This is a genomic window from Rahnella sp. GSA61A, from assembly GCF_019969905.1.
Lineage (GTDB): Bacteria > Pseudomonadota > Gammaproteobacteria > Enterobacterales > Enterobacteriaceae > Rahnella > Rahnella aceris.
This window is the reverse complement of record NZ_JAHXYO010000014.1, coordinates 67,662-85,674: the sequence shown is the minus strand read 5'-3', so window position 1 is coordinate 85,674 and position 18,013 is coordinate 67,662. Positions and strand designations below refer to the sequence as shown.

Annotated in this window: 21 protein-coding genes; 8 read left to right on the top strand and 13 right to left on the bottom strand. The window is 52.1% G+C overall.

Going from position 1 to position 18,013, the window contains the following annotated elements:
- The first annotated feature begins 131 nt into the window (after positions 1-131).
- Entirely contained in the window at positions 132-2,051 is a 1,920-nt protein-coding gene (locus tag LC431_RS17615) for a transcription antiterminator (RefSeq protein WP_013577263.1), read from the top strand.
- Positions 2,052-2,076: 25 nt separating this feature from the next.
- Here the strand turns inward: LC431_RS17615 and npr are convergent, their stop codons facing one another.
- The 11 genes from npr to LC431_RS17560 all read right to left on the bottom strand — a co-directional run bounded on the left by npr (position 2,077) and on the right by LC431_RS17560 (position 10,094).
- Positions 2,077-2,349, bottom strand: a complete 273-nt coding sequence (gene npr / locus LC431_RS17610; RefSeq protein WP_013577262.1) for a PTS phosphocarrier protein NPr — start codon at positions 2,347-2,349, stop codon at positions 2,077-2,079.
- The gene (gene rapZ, locus LC431_RS17605) at positions 2,346-3,200 is read right to left on the bottom strand and encodes an RNase adapter RapZ (protein ID WP_013577261.1); all 855 of its coding nucleotides are present in this window, start codon (positions 3,198-3,200) and stop codon (positions 2,346-2,348) included. Before rapZ ends, npr begins: the two co-directional genes overlap by 4 nt.
- A 67-nt stretch (positions 3,201-3,267) precedes the next feature.
- On the bottom strand, positions 3,268-3,750 hold the full coding sequence (gene ptsN, locus LC431_RS17600) for a PTS IIA-like nitrogen regulatory protein PtsN (protein ID WP_173362074.1): 483 nt from the start codon (positions 3,748-3,750) through the stop codon (positions 3,268-3,270).
- Between the two features lie 98 nt (positions 3,751-3,848).
- Positions 3,849-4,136, bottom strand: coding sequence for a ribosome hibernation promoting factor (gene hpf, locus LC431_RS17595; protein WP_013577259.1), 288 nt, complete (start codon positions 4,134-4,136; stop codon positions 3,849-3,851).
- A gap of 23 nt (positions 4,137-4,159) precedes the next feature.
- The gene (gene rpoN, locus LC431_RS17590; protein ID WP_013577258.1) at positions 4,160-5,593 is read right to left on the bottom strand and encodes an RNA polymerase factor sigma-54; all 1,434 of its coding nucleotides are present in this window, start codon (positions 5,591-5,593) and stop codon (positions 4,160-4,162) included.
- A gap of 101 nt (positions 5,594-5,694) precedes the next feature.
- Positions 5,695-6,420, bottom strand: coding sequence for an LPS export ABC transporter ATP-binding protein (gene lptB, locus LC431_RS17585; RefSeq protein WP_013577257.1), 726 nt, complete (start codon positions 6,418-6,420; stop codon positions 5,695-5,697).
- A gap of 6 nt (positions 6,421-6,426) precedes the next feature.
- Entirely contained in the window at positions 6,427-6,984 is a 558-nt protein-coding gene (gene lptA, locus LC431_RS17580) for a lipopolysaccharide ABC transporter substrate-binding protein LptA (RefSeq protein ID WP_013577256.1), read from the bottom strand.
- On the bottom strand, positions 6,962-7,531 hold the full coding sequence (lptC, locus tag LC431_RS17575; protein ID WP_013577255.1) for an LPS export ABC transporter periplasmic protein LptC: 570 nt from the start codon (positions 7,529-7,531) through the stop codon (positions 6,962-6,964). Before lptC ends, lptA begins: the two co-directional genes overlap by 23 nt.
- Positions 7,528-8,094 carry a 3-deoxy-manno-octulosonate-8-phosphatase KdsC gene (kdsC, locus tag LC431_RS17570; RefSeq protein WP_013577254.1) on the bottom strand — a complete coding sequence of 189 codons (567 nt, stop codon included), beginning with the start codon at positions 8,092-8,094 and terminating at the stop codon, positions 7,528-7,530. The genes lptC and kdsC overlap by 4 nt, the downstream gene beginning before the upstream one ends.
- A 16-nt stretch (positions 8,095-8,110) precedes the next feature.
- On the bottom strand, positions 8,111-9,097 hold the full coding sequence (gene kdsD / locus LC431_RS17565) for an arabinose-5-phosphate isomerase KdsD (RefSeq protein ID WP_037035037.1): 987 nt from the start codon (positions 9,095-9,097) through the stop codon (positions 8,111-8,113).
- Positions 9,098-9,116: 19 nt separating this feature from the next.
- Entirely contained in the window at positions 9,117-10,094 is a 978-nt protein-coding gene (locus tag LC431_RS17560; protein WP_223510133.1) for a calcium/sodium antiporter, read from the bottom strand.
- A 307-nt stretch (positions 10,095-10,401) separates the two neighbouring features.
- Here LC431_RS17560 and mlaF point away from each other — a divergent pair, with 307 nt between their 5' ends.
- The 7 genes from mlaF to murA all read left to right on the top strand — a co-directional run bounded on the left by mlaF (position 10,402) and on the right by murA (position 15,311).
- Entirely contained in the window at positions 10,402-11,205 is an 804-nt protein-coding gene (mlaF, locus tag LC431_RS17555) for a phospholipid ABC transporter ATP-binding protein MlaF (protein ID WP_013577251.1), read from the top strand.
- 15 nt (positions 11,206-11,220) lie between these two features.
- Positions 11,221-12,003 (top strand): lipid asymmetry maintenance ABC transporter permease subunit MlaE, encoded by a 783-nt coding sequence (mlaE, locus tag LC431_RS17550; protein WP_013577250.1) that lies wholly within the window; start codon positions 11,221-11,223, stop codon positions 12,001-12,003.
- Between the two features lie 3 nt (positions 12,004-12,006).
- Positions 12,007-12,573, top strand: a complete 567-nt coding sequence (gene mlaD, locus LC431_RS17545) for an outer membrane lipid asymmetry maintenance protein MlaD (RefSeq protein WP_013577249.1) — start codon at positions 12,007-12,009, stop codon at positions 12,571-12,573.
- Between the two features lie 41 nt (positions 12,574-12,614).
- Positions 12,615-13,250: a phospholipid-binding protein MlaC gene (gene mlaC / locus LC431_RS17540; RefSeq protein WP_013577248.1), complete on the top strand. Its 636-nt coding sequence runs from the start codon at positions 12,615-12,617 to the stop codon at positions 13,248-13,250.
- Entirely contained in the window at positions 13,247-13,561 is a 315-nt protein-coding gene (gene mlaB / locus LC431_RS17535; RefSeq protein WP_013577247.1) for a lipid asymmetry maintenance protein MlaB, read from the top strand. Before mlaC ends, mlaB begins: the two co-directional genes overlap by 4 nt.
- 168 nt (positions 13,562-13,729) lie before the next feature.
- Positions 13,730-13,984, top strand: a complete 255-nt coding sequence (gene ibaG / locus LC431_RS17530; protein ID WP_013577246.1) for a BolA family iron metabolism protein IbaG — start codon at positions 13,730-13,732, stop codon at positions 13,982-13,984.
- A 67-nt stretch (positions 13,985-14,051) separates the two neighbouring features.
- On the top strand, positions 14,052-15,311 hold the full coding sequence (gene murA, locus LC431_RS17525) for a UDP-N-acetylglucosamine 1-carboxyvinyltransferase (RefSeq protein ID WP_013577245.1): 1,260 nt from the start codon (positions 14,052-14,054) through the stop codon (positions 15,309-15,311).
- A gap of 96 nt (positions 15,312-15,407) precedes the next feature.
- On the opposite strand, the gene degS is transcribed toward murA, so the two are convergent.
- Together degS and degQ are read right to left on the bottom strand one after the other, a co-directional pair.
- Positions 15,408-16,475: an outer membrane-stress sensor serine endopeptidase DegS gene (gene degS, locus LC431_RS17520; RefSeq protein ID WP_037035040.1), complete on the bottom strand. Its 1,068-nt coding sequence runs from the start codon at positions 16,473-16,475 to the stop codon at positions 15,408-15,410.
- Positions 16,476-16,562: 87 nt separating this feature from the next.
- Positions 16,563-17,930: a serine endoprotease DegQ gene (gene degQ / locus LC431_RS17515; RefSeq protein ID WP_013577243.1), complete on the bottom strand. Its 1,368-nt coding sequence runs from the start codon at positions 17,928-17,930 to the stop codon at positions 16,563-16,565.
- Positions 17,931-18,013: the final 83 nt, after the last annotated feature.

Here is an 18,013-nt window from a genome sequence, read left to right as displayed (position 1 = left end):
CGAAGCGATAACATCACCTGATTCAAGGTATTTGCCGAAAACGGCAAACTGCGTTTATCGATGACTCTGTGGCAGTCGGCAGTTCGTTGTAAAGGGTGATCGCGCCGTAGCCGGAATAATATGGAAGAACAATGGTGAGATTTCCCAATCAACGTCTGGCGCAACTGTTTGATGCGCTGCAAACCGAAACGCTGCCTCAGGATGAACTGGCAAAACGCCTGTCGGTGTCGACGCGGACGGTCCGTGCGGATATCACTGCGCTTAATGAAATCATCGCGGACTATGGCGCGACCTTCGTACACAACCGTGGCAGCGGGTATCAGCTGCGCGTTGATGATCAGAGCCTGTTCTCGTCGTTGCAGCAATCGACACAACGTAAACCGAATCCGACGCCGCGTACGGCCGCAGAGCGGGTGAAGACGCTGCTGATCCGCTTTTTGACCTCAGCTTTTTCATTAAAGCTGGAAGATCTGGCTGATGAATGGTTTGTCAGCCGGGGAACCCTGCAAAATGATATGGCTGAGGTAAGGGAGCATCTGGCCCGCTATCATCTGAATATTGAAACCAAGCCGCGCTACGGCATGAAGCTGTTTGGTGCGGAGCTGGCAATCCGCGCCTGCCTGACCGACTTGTTGTTCCAGCTCGATGCCGAAGAACAGGCCAATCCGCTGCTGAAGGCGGAAAGTCTGGAGTCGGAAGCGCTGGTGCCGCTGACGCGCTTTATGCATCAGCTTCTGACGCAGTCTTCTATTCAACTGACCGACGAAGGTGAACAATATCTGATTCTCTATTGCGCGGTGGCCATTAAACGCATTGCCGGCGGTTATCCGCTGACTGATTTTGATGCTGAAGACGGTGACCCGGCGGTCAAACACGTTTCTGTGCGGCTGGCTGCGGAGCTGAAAAGTCTGGTGGGCAAGGAAATTCCGGCCTCTGAAGAAGCTTATCTGCGGGTGAATATCGCCGCGCGTCGCGTGCAGCAAATCCTGCCAACGGACATTAATGCTGACGATGACGAATCGCTGGTCGATTACATCCTGTCGTATATCAATTCGCACTATAGTTATGATTTACAAGGTGATAAACAGCTGCGCGCTGATCTGCTGACGCATATCAAAACCATGATTACGCGGGTGAAATACCAGATTAATATCCCCAACCCGCTGCTGAACAACATCAAACAGCATTACCCGATGGCGTATGACGTCACGCTGGCGGCGGTGTCGAGCTGGGGGAAATACACGCCGTACACCCTGAGTGAAAACGAGATTGGGTTTCTTGTGCTGCATATCGGCGTCGGGCTGGAGCGGCATTACAACATCGGTTATCAGCGACATCCGCAGGTGATGCTGGTATGCGACACCGGCAATTCGACCATCCGTATGATTCAGGCGCAGATTAGCCGCAAATATCCGCAGCTGGTGATGAAACAGGTTGTGACGTTGCGGGATTACGAACAACTGGAACACATCGACGAAGATTTCATCATCTCCAACGCCCGCATCAGCGAGAAGAATAAACCGGTGGTGGTGCTGTCGCCATTCCCGACCGAATACCAGATGGAGCAGCTTGGCAAGCTGGTACTGGTTGATCGCACCCGGCCTTATATGCTGGAAAAATTCTTCGACGAAAAACACTTCATGATCATCGATGAACCGATGACGCAGGCGGAGTTATTCCGCCATGTGTGCTCTCAGCTGGAAGCCGAAGGCTACGTCGATCAGGCGTTTTATCCGTCGGTGGTTGAGCGCGAGGAAATTGTCTCGACCATGCTGGGGGAAGGGATTGCGCTGCCGCACTCGCTGGGGCTGCTGGCGAAGAAAACCGTGGTGATAACGTTGCTCTCTCCGCAGGGCATTGCGTGGGGAGAAGGGGAGACCGCACACGTGATTTTCCTGCTGGCAATCAGCAAGGCAGATTATGAAGAGGCGATGGCGATTTACGATTTGTTCGTGACGTTTGTGCGGGAACGCTCAATGAGCCGTTTGCTGAGCAGCGAAAACTTTGAGAGTTTCAAGGCCATTGCAATCGACTGTTTAAGCCGCATTTAATACGGCTCAAAGAGTGCGTTAATTATCAGTCTTCATCAAAACCTGAATTAATCAGATTTACCACTGCCGTCAATGCCTGTTCTTCATCGGGGCCGGTGGCTTCGATTTCGATTTTCTGACCTTTCGGGGAATCGAGCATCAGCAGCGCGATGACACTGCTGGCTTCCGCTTCAATGCCCGTGTCGTTGCGCAGCATCACTTCTGATTCAAAGCTCTGCACCAGTTCAAACAACTTCATTGCCGGGCGGGCATGCATACCCAACCGGTTTTTGATTTCTACCGTTTGTTTCACCGTCATGATTTGCGTTTTTCCAGCGTGCGATGGCGGGATTGCACATTTTTCCCGCGGGAACGGAAATAGTCGGCCAGTTGCTCTGCGATATAGACCGAACGGTGTTTACCGCCGGTACAGCCAATGGCGACGGTCAGATAGCTGCGGTTGTTCGTTTCCAGCATCGGCAGCCATTGTTCGAGGTAGCTGCGGGTCTGGTAAATAAAGTTGTGCACTTCAGTATGACGGTCAAGAAACGCCGCGACCGGCTTATCAAGGCCTGTCATCGGACGCAGTTTCGGATCCCAGTGCGGGTTTGGCAGAAAACGCACATCGAAAACGTAATCCGCATCAATCGGAATGCCGTGTTTGAAACCGAAGGATTCGAACACCATCGTCAGTTCGCGCTCGCGTTTACCCAGCAGACGGGTACGCAGCATTTCTGCCAGTTCATGCACGGACATTTCGGAGGTGTCGATGATCAGATCCGCAGACGAACGCAGTGGTTCGAGCAGATCGGCTTCTTCATCAATGGCACTTTCGAGGGACAGATTTTTGCTGGAAAGCGGGTGCAGTCGACGGGTGTCGCTGTAGCGGCGGATCAGAGTATTGCGGTCGGCATCAAGGAATAACAACTGCGGTGAGAAGCTCTCCGGCAGTTGTGACATCGCATACTCATAAACTTCCGGTGTTTCCGGCATGTTACGGACGTCAATGCTGACGGCCGCTGACGTATTACGTTCAACAAGGGTCTGGGCAAGCTGCGGCAATAACACCACCGGCAGGTTATCCACGCAGTAAAAACCCATGTCTTCTAGTGCCCGTAGGGCAACCGACTTCCCGGAACCGGAACGGCCGCTGACAATCATCAGCACCATGGTGTCACTCCCCTGGCATTCAGTGTGCAGAATTCATTTTCCCGGCACTGTACCGGGAATCAGCAATTTATTCGTTTTCAGTCATTATCTGGAACAGTTCTTCGTCACTTTGCGCGCCACGCAGACGGCGACACACTGTTTTATCAGCTAATTTCTTAGCGACTAAAGATAATGTATGTAAATGGGTTTTACATTGATCTGCCGGTACCAGCAAGGCAAAAAGCAAATCTACCGGCTGATTATCGATGGCGTCAAAAGCAATCGGTTGTTCAAGCTGAATGAATACGCCGACGGCACGTAAAGTGTCTTCTTCCAGCTTACCGTGCGGGATGGCGATCCCGGCACCGATCCCGGTGCTCCCCATACGTTCACGGGTCAAAATGGCGTCAAAAATCACCTGCGGCGACAAATTTAATTGTTTGGCGGCCAGCTCACTGATGATTTCCAGTGCGCGTTTTTTGCTGGCGCAATGAACGCCGCTTTTGGTGCATTCGGCATTAAGCACCGACGTTAATTGCATTGCAGTATCGTTAATCATGTCATCTTTCACTTTTGCGCTGTTTCACCCTTAAAGCTATATCGGCTCGTTTCCCGAAGGTCACAAGCCGATGCCCGAAGGTTTGTAGCACAGGGTTGGCTACATGAATGTCAGTGCTGTTTCAGTTTGTCTTTATGTTTATTCAACTGTCGGGCCAGTTTATCAACCAGTCCGTCAATCGCTGCGTACATATCCTGATGTTCCGAGGTGGCATGTAATTCGCCTCCGTTCACATGCAAAGTGGCTTCCGCTACTTTCTGCACCTTTTCCACGCTCAACACCACATACACCTGATTAATCCTGTCGAAATACTGCTCAAGCTTAGCCAGCTTCGACGTGATGAATTCTCTCAGGGGATCCGTGATCTCAATGTGATGTCCGGTAATGTTGAGCTGCATAATGTCTTCCTTCTCTGTTGAGGTCAAACTAACTGTTTACGTTGGTTTGAGGGCGGGATGGACAAAGACTCTCGGTATTTGGCGACAGTCCGACGCGCAACCATAATTCCCTGATCGGAAAGCAGGGTCGCTAACTTACTGTCACTGAGCGGTTTTACAGGATTCTCCGCTGCGATTAATTTCTTCACCAGCGCCCGGATCGCGGTTGACGATGCCTCGCCACCGCTGTCTGTACTGACATGGCTGGAGAAGAAATACTTCAGTTCGAAAATGCCACGCGGGCTGTGCAGGAACTTCTGCGTCGTCACACGTGAAATCGTCGATTCGTGCATTTCCACGGCACTGGCAATATCTGCCAGCACCATAGGTTTCATAAATTCTTCACCCAGTTCAAAGAACGCCTGCTGCTGCTCAACGATGCAGCGCGTCACTTTCAACAGCGTGTCGTTACGGCTTTCCAGGCTTTTGATTAACCACTTGGCTTCCTGCAGATTGCTGCGGATAAATTGCCCGTCGCTGTCGCTGCGTGCGGAATTCCCCATCGCGGCGTACTGCTGGTTAATCTTCAGACGCGGAATGCTGTCGGAATTGAGTTCTACCGCCCAGACACCTGACACTTTACGCACCAGCACATCCGGGATCACGTATTCGGATTCGCCGGTGTTGATAGACTGGCCCGGACGCGGATCAAGAGACTGGATCAGGAGCATCGCTCCTTTCAGTGTATCTTCTTTTAACCGGGTTGATCGCATAAGTGCGCGGAAATCATGGTTCGCCAGCAAATCGAGATGTTCGCTGATGATAAGACGGGCTTCAGTGATGAAAGGCGTGTCAGTCGCATATTGAGAAAGCTGGATCAGCAGGCAGTCGCGCAGGTCACGGGCGGCCACACCCACCGGATCAAAACGCTGAACGCGCTTAAGTACGGCTTCGACTTCGTCCATGGTGACATTTTCATCACCGACGCTTTCGAGAATGTCGTCAAGGGAGACGGTCAGGTAACCGGTGTCATCCACTGCATCGACGATTGAGGTGGCAATCGCGGCATCGGTATCAGAGAACGGCGTCAGCTCGACCTGCCACATCAGGTAATCCTGAAGTGTCTGCGTGGTTTCGCCCTGGTAAATCGGTAGCTCATCGTCGCTGTAATCATTGCCGGTGCCTGACGGCGTGCCTGCGGTGTAAATCTCATCCCAGGTGGCGTCCAGCGGCAACTCTTCCGGCATGTCTTTCTGCTCGAGTGCCTCGCGGGTGTCTAACCCTTCGCTGTCGGTGGTTTCTACCGAGTCGATTTCTTCATGAAGGTCGGTTTGTTCCAACAGAGGGTTGCTCTCCAGCGCGAGTTGGATCTCCTGCTGGAGCTCAAGCGTGGATAGTTGCAACAAGCGGATGGCCTGTTGTAACTGAGGAGTCATTGCCAGTTGTTGGCTGAGTCTGAGTTGCAAACCTTGCTTCATATCTTGGCTTAATTCCGTTGATGAGTGAAAACGGCAACACTTCTGTCAGAGACGGCCTGTTTCAGTGTAGGTTGAAACAGGCACGGTTCCGGCGGCACAGATCACAGACGGAATTCTTCACCAAGATAAACACGTTTAACTTGTTCATCAGCAAGAATGTCGGCTGGCGTGCCGTGGGCGATCAATTTCCCCTGACTGACGATATACGCGCGTTCACAAACGTCGAGTGTTTCGCGAACGTTATGGTCAGTGATCAGTACGCCGAGGCCGCTGTCACGTAAATGCTCAATGATTTTTTTGATGTCGATAACGGAAATCGGGTCAACCCCGGCGAACGGTTCATCCAGCAGGATGAATTTAGGGTTCGCTGCCAGTGCACGGGCAATTTCAACACGACGGCGTTCACCACCAGACAGTGACTGACCGAGGTTATCGCGCAAATGAGAAATATGGAACTCTTCCATTAATTCATTAGCGCGGTCATTACGCTGTTCTTTGGTCAGATCGTCACGGATCTGCAGCACCGCCATCAGGTTATCAAATACGCTCAGACGACGGAAAATGGAGGCTTCCTGCGGAAGATAGCCAATACCGCGACGGGCGCGGGTATGCAGCGGCAGCAGGCTGATGTCTTCATCATCAACGATAATGCGGCCCGCATCGCGCTGGACGATGCCCACGACCATGTAAAAGGTGGTGGTTTTACCCGCACCGTTTGGCCCTAATAACCCGACGATTTCACCCGAGTTGACCATCAGACTGACATCTTCAACGACCTTACGGCCTTTGTATGCCTTTGCCAGATTCTCTGCGATTAATTTAGCCATAAAATATCAGTTACTCTTTTTGGTCGGCTGGCCGCCCGCTGCAGGCGTTTTTTGTTGCAGCTGCGAAGGTACCAGAACGGTCGTCACACGGTTACCTTTATCACTAAAGGCTTCCATTTGCTGTTTCTGTACCAGATAGGTAATACGGTCGCCTTTCACATTGCTGTCCAGTTGCTCAAGGTAAGCGTTGCCGGTCAGCGTGACGAGGTCATTTTCCACTTCGTAGCGGACTTTCTGTGCATGGCCTTTAATCGGCTTACCGTTATCCTGCATCTGGTAGAACGTCACCGGGTTGCCGTAACCTTCTACCACTTCTTTACCGGAAACCCCCTGCGGGCGGATGACGACCACTTTGTCGGCTTTAACCTGGATCGTACCCTGATTGACGACCACATTGCCGGTAAAGGTCGCGGTATTGGTATTGACGTCGAGCGCCTGGTTTGCTGAATCAATGGTGATCGGTTTCGTTGTATCGTCTTTTAAGGCAAATGCCGGAACGCTGACGGCTAACAATGAGCTGACGATCAGGAGATCACGGATTTTATTTTTTGCTTTGAATTTCATAAGAGGTCGTTACCTTTTCGATCAGCTCTGCTGTTTTGTCACGCAGATTACCACGCATTTTCATGCCGTTAGATGTAAAACCTGTACCATACAACGTCACTTCATCGTCTGAGGCAACGTCCTGTGTCGTCAGGTTAACCCGTGCATTGTCCGTTTTGATTCTTTGCAGCTGTGATGTCTCAGGTGTCAGGCTGTCTGCCTGCACATGCCCATAAAGATAGAGCATTTTATCCTGAGTCAGTTTCGCTTTATCAGAACGCAATACCCAGGTGGCTACTTTGTTCTTGTCATACATGGTCGCGACTGGATTGGTAAACCATGACACCTGATCAGCGGTGTAATATTTTACCTGGTCTGAAACCAGTTTATACGTCAGGCTGCCCATCGGGTCATACACCATCGTAACGGTGTGGGACGTCTGGTAAGTCGGATCCTGATCATTGACCGCTTGCGGAACATCATCGCTGTTGTCAGATAATGACCAGCCAATCAGCACCAGAACGATGGCAGTCAGCGCCAGAATAATCCAAAGTTTTGCTTTACTCATATCGACAGCCCTTTGGCGTCCTCCAGCTTACCCTGCGCCAGCAGAATCAAATCACACAGTTCGCGTACTGCACCACGTCCACCCGCGATACGGGTAACATAATGCGCTTTCGGTAACAGAACAGGATGTGCATCCTGAACCGCGACAGAGAGACCCACTTCGGCCATCACCGGCCAGTCAATCAGGTCATCACCAATGTACGCCACTTCTTCGGCCCGCAGAGACAGTGTATCTAACAGTTCGCGGAAGGCCAAAAGCTTATCAGATTGCCCCTGATACAAGTGGCGTATGCCCAGAGTTTTAGCGCGATCTTCCAGTAATTTCGCATTGCGGCCTGTAATAATCGCGACTTCGATATCGGATGTCAGCAGGCAGCGGATACCGTAACCGTCGCGAACGTTGAAACTTTTCAGCTCTTCTCCCTGATTTCCCATATAGATCAGGCCATCAGACATAACGCCATCGACATCGCAAATCAGCAGACGGATTGCTTTTGCCCGTTCAAGCACTTGCGCACTGACCGGACCGTAGCAGGTTTCCACCAGGGCTGCGCTATTACTCATTCAGGGAATTCCTCAATTAAACTACGCCAGCGCGCAGCATATCGTGCATATGTAACACACCCAGCAACTGGTCACCATCAGCAACCATCACGCAAGTGATGTGTTTGTCCTGCATTAAATTCAGCGCATCAACCGCCAGCAGTGAAGGACGCACGCGGATACCGCCTGTCGTCATCACATCCGCAATCGATGCCGTATTGATGTTGACGCCCATATCAAAGATGCGTCGTAAATCCCCATCGGTAAAGATCCCTTCGATTTTCATCAAATCGTTGCAGATAACCGTCATGCCCAGATTTTTTCGGGTGATTTCCAGCAACGCATCCCGCAACGAAGCTTCACGGCTGACGTGCGGAATTTCATCCCCGGTGTGCATGATATCGCTGACGCGCAGTAACAGCTTGCGACCCAGTGCTCCGCCAGGGTGTGACAGGGCGAAATCTTCCGGTGTGAAGCCGCGTGCTTCAAGCAGTGCGACGGCCAGTGCATCGCCCATCACCAGCACTGCCGTGGTGCTGCTGGTCGGTGCCAGACCCAGCGGGCAGGCTTCTTTGGGCACTTTTACACAAAGGTGAACATCTGCCGCTTTCCCCATCGTGCTTTCGGGGTTAGACGTCATGCAGATAAGCGTAATGCTCAGGCGTTTGAGTACCGGTATCAGCCCCAGAATTTCATGGGCTTCGCCGGAGTTGGAAATCAGAATGACGACATCCTGCTTCGATACCATGCCCAGATCACCGTGGCTGGCTTCGCCGGGATGCACAAAGAATGCCGGTGTGCCCGTACTGGCAAAGGTGGCGGCCATCTTACGGCCGATATGACCAGATTTGCCCATGCCCATGACGACGACTTTGCCATTGCAGGCGAAGATTTTTTCGCAGGCGCGGGTAAAATCACCGTTAATGTATTGATCTAACTGCTCAAGTCCTTCACGTTCTGTTTTCAGCACATCATGTCCGACGGCCTGAAAATCAAAACCGGGGGCGAAGGTATCGTTAGCCATAGTGGGTTCCTGACAGAGTTCAGAAGGCAATGCTGTCCGGTAATAGAAACAGCACGGCCATATAAGCGATAAATCCACACAGCAGTAATGCACCGGCTAAATGTCCGATACGGTGTTTACGCATCAGGCATAGTCCGGAAAGCACCACGCTGACCGCCAGCATGACCCAATAATCGCGATGAAACGCGTCTGGGTTGAACGAACCTGGTGCTACCAGCGCGGGTAATCCCAGCACCAGGCAGGTATTAAAAATGTTTGCGCCGATAATATTACCCAGCGCGATGTCATCTTCGCCTTTGATAGCGCCGGCGATAAAGGTCGCCAGTTCTGGCAGACTGGTACCGATAGCAATCACCGTCAGGCCAATCACCAGTTCACTGACACCCAGATAACGCGCGATGACAGTGCTGTTATCAACGATCATGCCCGACGCCAGCGGCATGATGATAAAGCCCAGTGCCAGCCACAAAAATGCGACCGTATTGCTACTGTCTTGCGGAAGTTCGGACATTTGCTCGTAGGTCAGCGTATCCAGCCCCTCTTTTTCGGCGGCCCGGGCGATTTTTATCATCAGCATTATGAACACGCCTGCGCTGGCCAGTAGCAAAACACCATCAAACCGGCTGAGTTCGCCGTCGCTTAACAGAAAACCACACAGTGCGGTGACCAGTAACAATAATGGGAGCTCGCGGCGTAATATATCAGAACGAACGGAAAGTGGATGAATCAGGGCGGCACCGCCCAAAATCAGAAGAATATTAATGATATTCGAACCAATTGCGTTTCCGACGGCCAAATCCATCTGATCGTTGATGGCGGCGGTGGTGGAAACCACCAGTTCAGGAAGGGATATTCCGACGCCGACGACAGTCATACCAATCACCAGCGGGGAGATGCCCATCGAGCGTGCCAGCACTGCGGCTCCGTACACCAGACGATCAGCGGCGTAAACTAACAGTAACAAGCCGACAATCATCAGTACGATAGCGAGAAGCATGAAACATCCTTTATTGGGTATAATGCGAGGTTCGTTGCCCTGGCGGGCAGGCGATTCCTTCGTCAACATGAGCTAAGGCGACATTTTGTCTGAAAATGACGCCTGCGGGTTCCTGTATGTTAGACGATGAAGGCTTTTATTTTAAAATGGTAATTCGTTGATTTTGACCGTCTGTGGCAGAAAAGTAAATCGATGGCAACTTTGGTAACGAAACCGGGGTAAGTTTTTGTAAAAATACCAAAGTTATACGATACCTTGTGCGTGTCAGACGTATTCTTAGCGAAAGCATTCCGAAGGGAAAAACTGAATGAGTCAAAGCGAATCGAATCTGGTTGAGATCAAAGGCATGAGTTTTGTGCGCGGCGATCGTCCCATTTTCGAAGAGATAAATATGACCGTGCCGCGTGGCAAAGTCACTGCAATCATGGGACCTTCGGGGATCGGTAAAACCACCTTGCTGCGTCTGATTGGCGGACAACTTGCGCCCGACAGCGGCGAAATCTGGTTCGACGGCGATAACATTCCGACGTTGTCCCGTCGCAAATTGTACGAATCGCGCAAGAAAATGAGTATGTTGTTTCAGTCCGGTGCATTGTTTACTGACCTGACTGTGTTCGAAAATGTGGCGTTCCCGCTGCGTGAACACAGCAAATTACCGGAAGAATTACTGCGCAGTACGGTGACCATGAAACTGGAAGCGGTCGGGTTACGCGGTGCCGGTGACCTGATGCCTGCTGAATTGTCTGGCGGTATGGCAAGACGTGTCGCACTGGCTCGTGCGATTGCCCTCGACCCTGAACTGATCATGTTCGATGAGCCTTTTGTGGGACAGGATCCGATCACCATGGGCGTCCTGGTTAAACTCATTGATGAACTGAACCATGCGCTGGGTGTGACGTGCATCGTGGTTTCTCATGACGTTCCTGAAGTGCTAAGTATTGCTGATTACGCTTATATTGTGGCCGCGCAGCATGTGATTGCCGAAGGCACACCTGAGGAGCTGCAAAATAATCCTGATCCGCGTGTTCGTCAGTTCCTTGACGGTATTGCCGATGGACCGGTGCCTTTCCGTTTCCCTGCCGGTGATTACAAAACCGAGCTGCTCGGATGATGGAGTTCCCTATTCATGTTAATTAAGGCGTTAGCCTCAGTCGGGCGCCGCGGGATAAACACCTGTGCGTCTTTTGGCCGCGCCGGTCTGATGCTCTTTCGGGCATTGGTCGGTAAGCCGCAATTTGCCAAGCAGTGGCCGCTGTTGATCAAGCAGCTTTACAGCGTTGGTGTACTTTCCCTGCTGATTATCCTCGTTTCCGGCTTGTTTATCGGCATGGTGCTTGGTTTGCAGGGATATCTGATTTTAACCACCTACAGCGCTGAGGCCAGCCTCGGCATGATGGTGGCGCTCTCTTTACTGCGCGAACTTGGACCGGTGGTGACTGCTCTGCTGTTCGCCGGCCGAGCGGGTTCCGCGCTGACCGCCGAACTGGGGTTGATGAAAGCCACTGAGCAAATTTCCAGCCTGGAGATGATGGCTATCGATCCGCTGCGCCGCGTTGTTGCACCGCGTTTCTGGGCCGGTCTGATTTCCATGCCTTTGTTGACGGCGATTTTCGTTGCCGTGGGGGTTTGGGGAGGTTCGCTGGTGGGTGTGGACTGGAAAGGCATCGACAGCGGTTTCTTCTGGTCAGCGATGCAAACCGCGGTAGACTGGCGGACTGATTTACTTAACTGCCTGATTAAAAGCCTTGTTTTCGCTATCACTGTGACCTGGATTGCGTTGTTCAATGGCTATGATGCGATACCGACGTCCGAAGGGATTAGCCGGGCAACGACACGTACTGTGGTGCATTCGTCACTGGCGGTGCTGGGATTGGATTTTGTGCTGACAGCACTGATGTTTGGAAATTAAACCATGCAAACGAAAAAGAGTGAAATCTGGGTAGGCGCGTTTTTAATCATCGCATTGATTGCGGTGATCTTCCTGTGTCTTAAAGTGGCCGACATCCGTTCCATCGGCTCCGACCCGACTTACCGTATTTCTGCGGACTTCGACAATATAGGCGGCCTGAAAAGCGGTTCGCCGGTCAAAGTCGGTGGCGTGGTTATCGGCCGCGTCAGCAGCATAACGCTTGATAAAAACTATTCCCCACGTGTCGAAATGGATATCGACCAGAAATACAACCAGATCCCGAGCACCAGTACGCTGGCGATCCGCACGTCTGGTTTGCTGGGCGAACAATTCCTGGCGTTGAATATTGGTTTTGAAGACCCTGAAATGGGAACGACTATCCTTAAAAACGGCGGCGTTATTCAGGACACTAAATCAGCGATGGTTCTCGAAGACCTGATTGGCCAGTTCCTTTATAAGAGTGGCGACGGCAAGGCTGACCCTGACGCAACGGCGGCTCCTGCTGCGCCTGAAGGGAATGCTGCACCTGCACCTGACGCTAATACGGCGCCACAGCCGGCTGCCCATTAAGAATTTGCCATTACGGATTCTCCATAAAAGAGGAAATAAGTATGTTTAAACGTTTAGTGATCGCTGCACTGTTGGTGGTTATGGCTCCGCTGGCGAATGCTGCTGTGGACAAGACCAATCCTTACAGCGTGATGAATGAAGCAGCGAACAAAACCTTCACCCGCCTCAAAACCGAACAGCCGAAAATCAAGCAGGATCCTAACTATCTGCGCCAGATCGTTCGTGAAGAATTGCTGCCGTATGTGCAGGTCAAATACGCCGGCGCGCTGGTATTAGGCCGCTATTATCAACAGGCGACACCTGCACAGCGCGAGGCTTATTTCGCGGCGTTCTCTGACTATCTGCAACAGGCTTACGGTCAGGCGCTGGCGATGTACAACGGCCAGAGCTACACGGTGCAACCAGAGCAGTCCTACGCGGATAAAGATATCATTGCTATCCGTGTCACCATTACCGATCCGAATGGTCGTCCTCCGGTTCGTCTGGATTTCCAGTGGCGTAAAAACAGCCGCACAGGCGAATGGCAGGCATATGACATGATCGCCGAAGGCGTCAGCATGATTTCGACCAAACAGAACGAGTGGGCAGATATCTTGCGCCAGAAAGGTATCGAGGGTCTGACAGCGCGTCTGAAACAAGCCGCTGCTCAGCCGATCACGCTGGATAAACAACAATGAGTGAAGCCCTGCGCTGGGAATCGCAGCCGCCGCGACTGATGTTGCACGGTGAGTTAGATCGCGAAACGCTGGTGGCATTCTGGGATATGCGCAGAAAGCTGATGTCCGGCGTGACCTGTCTGGATGTTTCCGGGCTGGAGCGTGTGGATTCTTCCGGTCTGGCTTTCCTGGTGCATTTACGCGAGGAAGCCCGTCAGCAGGGGATTACGCTGACGATTGCGGGCATCACCGACAGGCTGAGAACACTGATTACCTTGTATAACCTTCAGGACATTATTCCGTCGGACACTACGGGCTGCTCTGTTGAATAAATATATGAGCAGTTCCCGTGAGTTAGGCTGCGGGATGTGAATAATTGACTGAATGTCCGTAAAGCCCCTGTGCGAAACTCTTCGTCAGGGGCTTTTTCGTGGTTTAAGAATTGCGCCGATCCCTATAAGATATCGGGCTGTTATGATTCTTCAGAAGAATAGATCCCTATGGAAACGAGTGAAATTAAAGACGTGCTGATGAACGCATTGGCACTGGACGAAGCCCACATTACTGGCGATGGCAGTCATTTTCAGGCCATTGTCGTTGGTGCGATGTTTGATGGCATGAGCCGCGTGAAAAAACAGCAGACCGTTTACGCACCGCTGATGGAATACATCGCCGACAATCGAATTCACGCACTGTCTATTAAGGCTTATACCCCTGAAGAATGGGCGCGTGACCGTAAACTGAGCGGTTTATAAGACTGCCGGAGTTCCGGCAGCTTCCTCGTATTTGACCTGTCGTTTTAATGAATAGAGAGCAGTCATAATGGATAAATTTCGTGTACAGGGTGGGACTCGCCTGAGCGGTGAAGTCACTATCTCTGGTGCAAAAAATGCAGCACTTCCTATTTTGTTTGCCGCACTGCTTGCTGAAGAACCTGTTGAACTCCAGAACGTTCCTCATCTGAAAGATATCGATACCACCATCAAACTGCTGAGCCAGCTGGGCACCAAAATAGAACGCAACGGTTCTGTTTTCGTTGACGCCAGTGCGGTGAATGAGTTTTGTGCGCCGTATGACCTGGTGAAAACCATGCGCGCTTCTATCTGGGCTCTTGGCCCGCTGGTGGCGCGTTTTGGTCGCGGTGAAGTCTCCCTGCCGGGCGGCTGTGCTATCGGCGCACGTCCTGTTGACCTGCATATTACCGGTCTGGAACAGCTGGGCGCGACCATTGTGCTGGAAGAAGGTTATGTGAAAGCCTCTGTCGATGGCCGCCTGAAAGGTGCGCACATCGTGATGGATAAAGTCAGCGTGGGTGCGACCGTTACCATCATGAGCGCAGCGACATTGGCTGAAGGCACCACCATTATTGAAAACGCCGCGCGTGAGCCGGAAATCGTCGATACCGCGAATTTCCTGAATACGCTGGGTGCGAAAATTACCGGTGCGGGTACTGATAAAATCACCATCGAAGGCGTTGCACGTCTGGGTGGCGGTGTTTACCGTGTGGTCCCCGATCGTATCGAAACCGGCACCTTCCTGGTGGCGGCCGCGATTTCCGGTGGCAAGATTACCTGTCGCGAAGCCCGTCCTGATACGCTGGATGCTGTACTGGCAAAACTGCGTGAAGCCGGTGCCGATATCGAAGTGGGCGAAGACTGGATCAGTCTCGACATGCATGGCAAACGGGCTAAAGCCGTCACCTTCCGCACCGCACCGCATCCGGGCTTCCCGACTGACATGCAGGCGCAGTTCAGCTTGCTGAATCTGGTGGCAGAGGGTACCGGTGTGATCACCGAAACCATCTTCGAAAACCGTTTCATGCACATTCCTGAACTGATCCGTATGGGCGCACATGCTGAAATCGAAGGCAGCACCCTGATTTGTCATGGCGTTGAAAAACTGTCTGGCGCTCAGGTGATGGCGACCGATTTACGTGCTTCTGCAAGTCTGGTTCTGGCGGGTTGTATTGCCGAGGGGGTGACCGTGGTTGACCGTATTTATCACATCGATCGTGGCTATGAGCGTATCGAAGATAAATTGCGTCAGCTGGGTGCGAAAATTGAGCGCTTCAACGGCGAATGATTCGTAGCTCTTGATGCAATAAAACGATTTCTAATGCAATAAAAAAGCCGGAAGGGGAAACCTTTCCGGCTTTTTCGTTGCTGTCTTCAGCGATCGTCAGTGATCAGGATATTCCTGCACGGTCACCTGCAAGGTCAGCTTCTGACCGTCACGCATAATCTCCACCGGAATGACCGTACCCGGACGAACCTCTGCGACCTGATCCATTGTCTCGATAGCGGAAACAGCCGGTTTGTTGTTGACGTTAACGATCACGTCTCTGACCTGCATGCCTGCATTAGCCGCCGGGCCATTGGGTGTGACTTCATTCACCACAATCCCCTGAATATGATCCAGTCCGCTATTCGGCCCGTGCAGAGGGGAAACCTCGCGCCCGCTGATTCCGATATACCCGCGAATAACCCGGCCATCGCGAATCAGCTTGCCCATGACTTTTGTCGCCAGTGCGGTCGGGATGGCAAAGCCGATACCTTCCGGTGTGGCGCCGTCATTACTTTGGTCAAAGGACAGTGTATTAATCCCCATCAGCTCACCCAGCGAATTCACCAGTGCACCGCCGGAGTTACCCTGGTTAATCGATGCATCGGTTTGCAGAAAGTTCTGGCGGCCTGACGGGCTGAGGCCAATGCGACCAGTGGCGCTGATAATACCCTGCGTGACTGTCTGACCGAGGTTATACGGGTTACCAATTGCCATCACGACATCACCGACATGCGGGGCGCGATGTGGATTAATCGGGATCACCGGCAGATTTCCGGCGTTGATTTTCAGTACGGCCAGGTCAGTCAGGCTGTCAGAGCCGACCAGCAAGGCTTCAAATACGCGGCCATCCTGCAATGCGACGATGATCTGATCGGCATTATTGATTACGTGCTTGTTGGTGAGGATATAACCATTGTCGTTCATGATCACACCGGAACCCAGTGTGCGGATGGCCAGTTCGTTCTGTGAACTGTTACCCATGTTGCGGTTATAAACGTTCACCACTGCCGGAGCAGCGTGGCGGACGCCTGAGTTATAGCTGACCGGTTCTTCGCTGTTTTGGGTGAAGTTTCGGTCAAACAGCGGTTCTGTGATGTTTTTACGCAACATAGGTACCGCCGCCAGCAAAATGCCAGCAACAATCAGGCCGATAACAGCGGATCTCAATAGCTTAACAAACATGGGTATATGGGATGCGAGATAAAAAGTGAGGGAAGAATAGCATGAGTTAATCGGACGCAGCAGCACCTGCGTCCGATTTTCAACGCTTTACGGCATGAATAAGTAGATATTTTGCCCTTTACGCAAGATGCTCAGCGCGATCAGGTCAGGTTTGCTTTCCAGTATTTTGCGGAAAGCGGCCAGATTTTCGAGCGGTTCGCGGTTTACACCGATAATCACATCGTCTTTTTCCAGACCGATTTGGTCAGCGGGCGTCCCTTTTTTCACGTCATCGACATGCACGCCTTTGGCGTTTTTATCCGCCGGATCGCTGAGCGTCACACCCTGCAAGGCAGGATTGAGTTTCTCAATGCTGACTTCCACGGCCGGGCTTTTATCCAGCGTGACGTTCACAGTCATCGGTTTACCATCGCGCAGCAAACCAATCTGCATGGTGACGCCCGGACCTGCGGTGCCCACTTTCGCGCGTAACTCAGCAAAGCTGCTCAGCGTTTTCCCCTGCAGGGTAATCAGTACGTCGCCCGGTTTAATACCGGCTTTCGCCGCTGCAGAATCCGGCAATACTTCATTGACGAAAGCGCCGCGCTGGCTGTCAAGTTTGAATGCCTGCGCCAGTTCCGGCGTCATTTCACTGCCGCGGATCCCCAGCAGGCCGCGTTTCACTTCACCGAACTCAATCAACTGATGGCTGAGGTTCTTCGCCATGTTCGCCGGGATAGCAAAACCGATACCGACGCTGCCACCCTGAGAGGAAATGATGGCGGTGTTAATACCAATCAGTTCACCTTTCAGATCGAGCAATGCGCCCCCGGAGTTACCGCGGTTAATCGACGCATCGGTCTGAATAAAGTTTTCCAGCCCCTCAAGATTCAGGCCGCTGCGACCAAGCGCAGAAACAATGCCGGATGTCACCGTCTGGCCAAGCCCAAACGGATTGCCAACGGCGACGGCAAAATCACCGACACGCAGGTTGTCGGAATCCGCCATCGTAATTTGTGTCAAATTTTTAGCATCAATCAGCTGGATCACCGCAATATCAGACTGATCGTCTTTGCCGATGAGCCTGGCTTTATATTCACGGCCATCGTTGAGCTGAACGTTGATTTTATCCGCATTATTCACCACGTGGTTGTTGGTGAGCACATAGCCTTTGGCGGCATCAATAATAACGCCTGAACCCAGCCCTTCAAAAGGCTGTGGCCCCTGATTGGGTTCCGGGTCCTGCTGACCGAAGAAGAATTTGTATTCCGGTGGGACATCCGCACTGGGTGGCTGGGTACCTGAAACCTGAACGCCCACGACTGCGGGCAATACTTTTTCCAGCATAGGTGCCAGACTTGGCAAAGGTTGTCCCTGAACTTCCGTAGGTAAAGCGGCATTCGCCATAGGCGCAGAAGCGAAAGTTAATCCAAGGCTAACAGCTAACACACTGAGCAAAAATGACTTTTTCTTCATCACGATAACTCTCTCGCTTTCTGTAATGGACGTCAGTTATGGACAATAGAACGGTGATTCACAGCACGGGAAGGGTCTGGAGA